Annotated in this window: 3 protein-coding genes; all 3 read left to right on the top strand. The window is 64.9% G+C overall.

Features of this window, described 5'->3' with window-relative positions; genetic code table 11:
- Window positions 1-183: 183 nt before the first annotated feature.
- The 3 genes from B3T59_RS13275 (at window position 184) to glnT (ending at window position 4,405) form a co-directional block, all read left to right on the top strand.
- Window positions 184-1,230: a heme-dependent oxidative N-demethylase family protein gene (locus tag B3T59_RS13275; protein WP_005205384.1), complete on the top strand. Its 1,047-nt coding sequence runs from the start codon at window positions 184-186 to the stop codon at window positions 1,228-1,230.
- Window positions 1,231-1,429: 199 nt separating this feature from the next.
- Entirely contained in the window at window positions 1,430-2,809 is a 1,380-nt protein-coding gene (locus tag B3T59_RS13270) for an ammonium transporter (protein ID WP_005205386.1), read from the top strand.
- A gap of 249 nt (window positions 2,810-3,058) precedes the next feature.
- Entirely contained in the window at window positions 3,059-4,405 is a 1,347-nt protein-coding gene (gene glnT, locus B3T59_RS13265; RefSeq protein ID WP_005205388.1) for a type III glutamate--ammonia ligase, read from the top strand.
- The last annotated feature ends 191 nt before the right edge of the window (window positions 4,406-4,596 follow it).

Genomic DNA, 4,596 nt, shown 5'->3' with positions numbered 1-4,596 from the left:
CCCCCGCTGATCGAGCTTGTCGAGATCCCCCCCCCGCCGACCGACCCGACCACCGCTGATCGAGCTTGTCGAGATCACCCACCCGCTGACCGAGCCCCACCCCGCTGACCGAGCCCCATCCGCTGATCGAGCTTGTCGAGATCACCCCAGCCCAACCCGCCCAACCGATTTCGAGGTGACCACATGACACTCACCGCAGACCAGTCCCCAGCCCACGCGCCGACCGGCGCGGCGGCCGACTTTCTCGCGCAACCCGTCGACCACCTGTCGAACATCCCATGGCCGTTCCCCGACGAGCTCGAGGAGTTCAACTACTCCGTCAACGTCGAGCCGGCCCGTGTTCCGCGTAGAACGCGCGGAGGGGAGTGGGGCCGCAACCTCGTCGACCTCGGCGGCGCCGAGTACACGTCGATCATGGCCGAGCGCAGGCGAATACTCGACGCCGATCCGTCTCGCGTGCGTATCCGACCCGGCATGGAGATCGCGTGCTGGGATCTGCTGCTGTACTACCTACGCGACCTCGCGCTCGCCTACCCACAATTCATGCACCTCGCCGAACTAGGGTCCGGCCGATTCCATTGGCGCAACGACCTTCTCGGCACCGACGCAGAGTTCACCCTCGGCGACGCGGCAACACTGCCCAGCGGACCGATGGACTTCCTCGCCCGTGAGGTTCCCGACGACCTGCTCCTGGTAGTCGAACGCGACGGCCGCCTGTACTTCGACGCCGGTGTCGTGACCTTCGCCGCGGCCTGGTCGGTGTCGTTCGACGTCGGCATGGACATGTACGAAATACATTCGCCCGTACCAGGTCTGATCCGTGACGGCATCGTCGCCCGAGCCGAGCAGTTCCTGCGGAGGCTGCCCGCCGACCAGGTCTACCGTCGCGTGAACTGGACCCTCTCGGCGTCGGACTCGCACAAGCTCGACGTCAGCCTCGAGGAGCTTCCCGAGTGGGGCCGCGACATCCCGGCTATGGTACGGGACAAGAACTTTGGCTCGGCGCGCTTGCGCATCGAGCTCGAGCACTTCATTCGACTCCCGATGTCGGGAGCCGTCACGTTCAACATCCGTACGTTCATGGCGTCGCTCGACGAGGTGCGACGTATCCCCGCGTGGTCGGCCCAGCTGGCCACCGTCATCGAGACCCTCGACGAGCGCATCGCCGCGTACAAGGGCTTCCTCGACTACCGCGACGACGTTGTCGCATATCTCCGCCAACCCGCCTAACCCGCTGATCGACCCCACCCTTCGCTGATCGACGCCCGCCGCTGATCGAGCTTGTCGAGATCACCCCACCCACCGCTGATCGAGCCTGTCGAGATCACCCCACCCACCGCTGATCGAGCTTGTCGAGATCACCAACCCGCTGATCAACCCCACCACCGCTGATCGAGCTTGTCGAGATCACCAAACCCGAGGACCTGCCATGGAACAACTTGCCGCCCACGCGGATCTGTCGTGGATGCTCGCCGCATTCGTGTTCGTTCTGCTCATGTTTCCCGGGCTCGCCTTCTATTACGGAGGCATGCTCGGGTCGCGCAATGTGCTGAACATGATGACGATGGTGCTCATCACCCTCGGCATCACCAGCGTGCTCTACGTCGTGTACGGGTACGGCCTCGTCTCGGGGCCGTCGGTCAACGGATGGGGGCTGATCGGCAATCCTGCCGAATACATCGGGCTCCTGAACTTCCAAACCGATGACGGCTCCGGGGGAACCCAAGTCCTTTACTACGCAGCATGGTTCATCCTGTTCGCCGCGATCACCGTGGCGATCGTGGCCAGCGGCGCGGCTGGCCGCATGAAGTTCTCGGCTTGGCTCGTCTTTGTGCCGATCTGGTTGACGCTGGTCTACTTCCCGGTCGCCCACTGGGTATTCAGCGCCGACACCGACGACGCCAAGGGCGGCTTCCTGCTGAACAAGATCGGCATACACGATTTCGCGGGCGGTACTGCGGTGCACATGAATTCAGGTGTCGCAGCGCTTGCGCTGGCACTCGTGCTCGGTGCACGCCGTAAGCGCATGGAGCGCCCACACAACGTGCCGATGGTCCTTCTCGGTGGCGGCATCCTGTGGTTCGGCTGGTTCGGTTTCAACGGCAGCTGTGCCCTGGGGGCGACCTTCTTGACCCAGTTCGTCATCCTCAACACGCTGCTGGCCGGTAGCGCCGGCATGATCGGCTTCGCCATCATCGAGAGGATTCGTGAAGGCCACGTGACATCGTTGGGTGTCATCACCGGCGCGATCGCCGGGCTCGTCGGTATCACCCCGTCGGCCAATGCGGTCAATTCGATTGGTGCACTCTGCGTGGGACTGCTCGCGGCCGGCGTCGTCGCATTCCTGATGAGCATCAAGTCTCGGTTCAAGGTCGACGACAGCCTCGACGCCTTCATCGTCCACGGCATCGGCGGCATCGTCGGAACGTTTTGCATCGTGCTCTTCGCGGCGTCCGCCGCACCCGCAGGTCTGACGGGCATCCTCTTCGGTGGCGACTTCGGTCTCCTCTGGCGCGAACTCGCGGGCATCGTGATCACCTGCACGTTCTCGTTCGTGATGACCTGGCTCATTGCGAAGGCCATCGACAAGACGATCGGCCTGCGCGTCGACGCCGAGACCGAGACGCTTGGCCTCGATGCCACCATCCACGCCGAGACCGCCTACGAGATCCCCGCGGCAGGCGTCGGGCACGCTCAGGGTGGCTTCTCCGGTATTCATCCCGAGCGGGCCGCAGAGAACATCGAGCGCGAACTCCCCACTGCCACAACCACACAACCGGCTGGCGCCACCACAGCGACGTCATCCTGAGCAGTCCTCGACCGTGAGAACGCCCGTGAGTGCGGAACGAGCCGCACACTCACGGGCGTTCTGCGTCCCGGAGTCGGGTCTGCCGACTGTGCGCTCCATCCCGCCGAGCGTGCACCCGCCTCATCCCGATACCACGACCTCACGCGGGCTTAACGCAACCGCAATACCCGAAGCGTCTACTGGGACTAGACAAAGGTTCATACGAGTAGACATACTGGATTCACTCCCACCCGAACTCCCGGAGCAACCATGACTGACACCCAGACCCTCGCCGAGCTCTGCGAGGCCAACAACACCAAGTTCATCCTCGCCATGTTCGTCGACCTTCGTGGCAAGCCATGCGCCAAGCTCGTTCCGGTCGAGGCCGTCGACGAATTGGCCACCGACGGAGTCGGTTTCGCCGGCTACGCCGTGGGCGCGATCGGCCAGGAGCCCAAAGACCCCGACCTGATGGCCATCCCCGACGTCTCGTCGTTCCTCCCGGTGCCCTTCATCAAGGAGGGGCTGGCCATCGTCCACTGTGATCCCTACGTGCTGGGCAAGCCGTGGCCGTTCGCTCCCCGCAACATCCTCAAGTCGCTGATCGCACAGACCGCCGACGCCGGCTTCGAGCCCTGGGTCGGCGCAGAGGTCGAGTACTTCCTGCTCAAGCGCGACGCCAGCGGCTCGCTGATCACCGCAGACGCGGCCGACGACTCCGACCGACCCTGCTACGACGTCCGCGGCCTCACCCGCATGTACGACCACCTCACCACTGTTTCGACGGCCATGAACCAGCTCGGCTGGAGTAACTACGCCAACGACCACGAAGACGGCAACGGCCAGTTCGAGCAGAACTTCGCCTATTCCGACGCGCTGACCACCGCCGACCGCGTGATCACCCTGCGCTACCTGCTCTCCACCTTCGCCGCCGAGCGCGGCATGGTCGCTACCTTCATGCCCAAGCCCTTCGCCGAACGCACCGGTTCCGGTCTACACCTTCACCTTTCGCTCACCTCGGCCGGAAACCCGGTGTTCCCGAACGCAGCCGACGACGATGAGCGTGGCCTCGGCCTCTCAGCGCAGGCATATGGATTCGTCGGTGGCATCCTCGAGCATGCTCCCGCCCTGCAGGCCGTGATGGCACCAACAGTCAACTCCTACAAGCGAACTGGTGCCACCGCGACCCGATCGGGCGCATCGTGGGCACCCCGAGTCCCCACTTACGGCGGCAACGACCGCACCCACTACGTCCGCATCCCCGACGAGCAGCGCGTCGAACTACGCGGCGGCGACGGCTCGGCCAACCCGTACCTGGCCATCGCGGCGGCGCTCGGCGCGGGACTCGACGGCATCAAGCGCAGCCTCGACCCCGGCGCGCTCGGCACCTGCCCTAAGCACATCTCGTCACTGCCGCTAACCCTGCTGCACGCCGTCGAAGCGCTCGAAGCCGACGCGGTCGTCACAGCGACGCTCGACGCCGCGATCCCCGACGAGTGGCCCGCCGACGCACAGACCGTCTCGCAGTACTTCTCGCACCTCAAGCGCGAGGAGTTCTTCGCGTGGCACTCCGCCGTCTCGCCCTGGGAGGTCGACCAGTACCTGACGGCCTTCTAGACCACCCGCTGATCGAGCCGACCACCGCTGATCGAGCTCCCCACCCGCTGATCGAGCCGGCCACCGCTGATCGAGCTTGTCGAGATCACCCACCCGCTGATCGAAACAACACCCGCTGATCGAGCCAACCCACCGCTGATCGAGCTCCCCACCCGCTGATCGAGCTCCCCACCCGCTGATCGAGCTTGTCG

This window comes from Gordonia sp. UBA7860 (assembly GCF_002500165.1).
Taxonomy (GTDB): Bacteria; Actinomycetota; Actinomycetes; order Mycobacteriales; family Mycobacteriaceae; genus Gordonia; species Gordonia sputi.
Note: the sequence above shows the minus strand (reverse complement) of the source record. Positions and strands in the feature narration are given on the sequence as shown.

Bases quoted from the DNA above. Each gene is read 5' to 3' on its own strand.
- B3T59_RS13275 (WP_005205384.1), top strand. From the start codon at position 184: ATGACACTCACCGCAGACCAGTCCCCAGCCCACGCGCCGACCGGCGCG.
- B3T59_RS13270 (WP_005205386.1), top strand. From the start codon at position 1,430: ATGGAACAACTTGCCGCCCACGCGGATCTGTCGTGGATGCTCGCCGCA.
- glnT (WP_005205388.1), top strand. From the start codon at position 3,059: ATGACTGACACCCAGACCCTCGCCGAGCTCTGCGAGGCCAACAACACC.